The organism is Flavobacterium sp. (genome assembly GCF_046293665.1).
In the GTDB taxonomy this organism is placed as follows: domain Bacteria; phylum Bacteroidota; class Bacteroidia; order Flavobacteriales; family Flavobacteriaceae; genus Flavobacterium.
On sequence record NZ_JBKBOL010000003.1, the window covers coordinates 258,601 to 261,961 of the forward strand.

At 42.6% G+C, this 3,361-nt stretch carries 1 protein-coding gene; it reads right to left on the reverse strand.

Features of this window, described 5'->3' with window-relative positions; all coding sequences use genetic code 11:
- Positions 1-3,361, reverse strand: a 3,361-nt coding sequence (locus ACK4R1_RS07510; protein WP_409685389.1) for a hypothetical protein, incomplete at both ends; no start/stop codon positions are given.

Consider the following 3,361-nt stretch of genomic DNA (forward strand, 5'->3'; position numbering starts at 1 on the left):
TCATCAGCACAAGCTACAGTTACAGCAGCAGGCGCTTGAGGTGTTACCGGAGCAATAGTATCACTTACCGTAATAATTTGAGATACAGACGATGAGTTGTTACAAGCATCAGTGAAAGTCCAAGTTCTGGTTACAGTGAACGAGTTAGGACAATCTCCTTGAGTTATAGCATCAACACCTTGTACAGTGATAGCATCATTACAGTTATCAGTAGCAGTTAAGGAAATCATTGCAGGTACATCATCGGCACAAGCTACAGTTACAGCAGCAGGCGCTTGAGGAGCAATTGGATTTTGAGTGTCATTTATACTAAAGGTAGCTGAAGTTGAAGAAGCATTTCCACACTCATCTGTTGCAGTAAATATAACTGTTACAGCAGCTGAACAATCATTTGCAATTTCGCTAAAGTTATTTGACCAAATTACCGCTGAACATTCGTCAGTTGCAGTTGCGCCACCATTAGATGATAACCAATTTAACAAAGCCTGTTCATTACCATTTCCATCACATTCAACAACTATATCAGAAGCTTGAGTATTGATAACCGGAGCCGTTACGTCTTGTACATTAATAGTTTGTGAAGCCGTAGCTATATTTCCACAAGCGTCAGTAGCAGTCCAAGTTCTGGTTACAGAATAAGAACCGGCACAATTAGTATTAGTAGTTACATCTGCGAAAGTCAATTCGAAAGCCGAACCACATTCATCCGTTGCAGTAGCTTGAGCGAACTCAGGCACAGCCGGACAAGATATAGTTGAAGCAGCAGGTAACTCGGCGATAACCGGAGCGGTTACGTCTTGTACATTAATAGTTTGCGAAGCCGTAGCAGTATTTCCACAAGCGTCAGTAGCAGTCCAAGTTCTGGTTACAGAATAAGAACCGGCACAAGCGCCATTAGTTGTTACATCTGCGAAAGTCAATTCGAAAGCCGAACCACATTCATCCGTTGCAGTAGCTTGAGCGAACTCAGGCACAGCCGGACAAGATATAGTTGAAGCAGCAGGTAACTCGGCGATAACCGGAGCTGTTACGTCTTGTACATTAATAGTTTGCGAAGCTGTTGAAGTGTTTCCACAAGCGTCAGTAGCAGTCCAAGTTCTGGTTACAGAATAAGAACCGGCACAAGGGCCATTAGTTGTTACATCTGCGAAAGTCAATTCGAAAGCCGAACCACATTCATCCGTTGCAGTAGCTTGAGCGAACTCAGGCACAGCCGGACAAGAGATTGTTGAAGCAGCAGGTAACTCGGCGATAACCGGAGCTGTTACGTCTTGTACATTAATAGTTTGCGAAGCCGTAGCAGTATTTCCACAAGCGTCAGTAGCAGTCCAAGTTCTGGTTACAGAATAAGAACCGGCACAAGCGCCATTAGTTGTTACATCAGCGAAAGTCAATTCGAAAGCCGAACCACATTCATCCGTTGCAGTAGCTTGAGCGAACTCAGGCACAGCCGGACAAGATATAGTTGAAGCAGCAGGTAACTCGGCGATAACCGGAGCCGTTACGTCTTGTACATTAATAGTTTGCGAAGCCGTTGAAGTGTTTCCACAAGCGTCAGTAGCTGTCCAAGTTCTAGTTACAGAATAAGAACCGGCACAAGCGCCATTAGTTGTTACATCTGCGAAAGTCAATTCGAAAGCCGAACCACATTCATCCGTTGCAGTAGCTTGAGCGAACTCAGGCACAGCCGGACAAGATATAGTTGAAGCAGCAGGTAACTCGGCGATAACCGGAGCGGTTACGTCTTGTACATTAATAGTTTGCGAAGCCGTAGCAGTATTTCCACAAGCGTCAGTAGCAGTCCAAGTTCTGGTTACAGAATAAGAACCGGCACAAGCGCCATTAGTTGTTACATCTGCGAAAGTCAATTCGAAAGCCGAACCACATTCATCCGTTGCAGTAGCTTGAGCGAACTCAGGCACAGCCGGACAAGAGATTGTTGAAGCAGCAGGTAACTCAGCGATAACCGGAGCCGTTACGTCTTGTACATTAATAGTTTGCGAAGCCGTTGAAGTGTTTCCACAAGCGTCAGTAGCAGTCCAAGTTCTGGTTACAGAATAAGAACCGGCACAAGCACCATTGGTTGTAGTGTCAACAAAAGTCAAACTAACATTAGCATCACAGTTGTCCGTTGCAGTTGCTTGAGCAAACACAGGCGTAGCCGGACAGTTAATAGTTGATGTAGCTGGTAAAGTTGCAATTACAGGCGCAGTTACATCTTGTACATTTATAGTTTGTGTAGCTGTTGAAGCGTTTCCACATTCATCAGTTACAGTCCAAGTTCTGGTTATAACTCTGTTACTAGCACATACATCTAAAGGAGTTAAACAAACACTATTAAAATTAATGCTTCCATTAACACTGGCTTGTTTTCTGGAAAAGATAAACCAAGTACCATTCATAGGTCCGGTTAAATTTTCAAAGCTAGAAACATAAGAAGTTAACCCTGTTATTGTATTTGATGATGATAAAGCACCATTTGGAGTAAAGTTTTGGGGAATATCTTGGGCAATAACATTATTGTTATTCCATTGAGTGTATCCCGAACTATTTGGATAAAATACTGGTAAATATAATTCTTGATCATTAGAATTGGCGTCTTCACAGGCACCACCGGTGCAATATGGACCCACTAATACTACAGCAGTACCATTTGGTGCTACCAAAGTAAATTCGGCTCTTCCTTTTCCTTGATTGGTTTCAAAAGCAAGGGCCACTTTTTCAATGTCTTTTGCTGTTAAATTATCGAATCCAGTTACATCAAAGTAGAAATAATTTCCATTTCCGGCATTGATTGAACCGCCATTATCATTTCCGAAACAGTCAGAATCTGTATAAGTTACTGTTGGATTAGCATCACAAGCATCAGAAATATTTGTTACTGAACCAGTTGTTCCTGGATTTAAATCAACAGCACAATTGGCACCTGCGTTGATTGTTATATCAGCAGGAACTGTAAACGTAGGGGCAGTAATGTCTCTAACATTAATAGTTTGCGAAGCCGTAGCAGTATTTCCACAAGCATCAGTAGCAGTCCAAGTTCTTGTAACAGAATAATTTCCTGCACAACTACCGTTATTTGTAGTGTCAACAAAAGTCAATGTTGAATTAGAATCACAAGTATCCGAAGCTGTAGCCGTGGCAAAAGAAGGAGTTGCTGGACAATCAATAGTTGAAGTTGCCGGTAAAGCAGCAATAACCGGAGCAGTCACATCTTGAACATTAATGGTTTGTGAAGCCGTAGAAGCATTTCCACAAGCATCAGTAGCGGTCCAAGTTCTGGTTACAGAATACGAACCGGCACAAGCACCATTAGTAGTTACATCATTAAAAGTTAAGGTAGCACCAGAACCACAAGCAT